The sequence below is a fragment of the Vibrio sp. 1078-1 genome (assembly GCF_033340475.1).
Map to the genome: position 1 here is coordinate 1 of NZ_JAWOWM010000808.1, position 536 is coordinate 536.

General features: G+C 43.5%; 1 protein-coding gene. It reads right to left on the reverse strand.

Annotated features, from left to right (window positions below; all coding sequences use genetic code 11):
* Positions 1–79: 79 nt before the first annotated feature.
* A partial coding sequence (locus R7190_RS30195; RefSeq protein ID WP_318138251.1) for a pilus assembly protein occupies positions 80–536 on the reverse strand: 457 nt, incomplete at its 5' end.

The following is a 536-nucleotide window of genomic DNA, read 5'->3' on the forward strand; positions in this document are numbered from 1 at the left end:
GATATGCATGGCAATGATTGAACCAAAAAAGAGTAATACCAACGCAAGTTCAACGATAAAGGCTCCGGTTTGTTTCGACTTAGCCACCACAAGTGATCTCCTCACCTAATTTGAAAGTGCATCGTTCATATTCTTGAACTGCGACCATCTCTCGATTAATGCTCATGCTTGGCATAACAAAGTTAAACAAAGGGTGATAAGTGAAACTCAATTGATAGATGGCTATCGGCATATTGACTGAGTTCGCCACTGCATCGCCTTTTTTGACATTAGGGCAATCATCTAAGGCTTGGCCGCTACGGTTACACTGCACAAAATCAGACAAATTTTTAAAGTAATAGACCGATGCCGATACCGATGAATGGTCGACAACCTTCGACCATAAGGCACCACCGCTGGTTTCTAGTTTGGTTTTGACCACATCTTGATAGTCCACTTTTTCCGAGTGGCTAGAGCTACCTTGTTTTTGACTACTCATCACAGCGGTCGTCAGCGCATGGTCGGTTACACCCATCGAATACGTAAGTACAGACAAG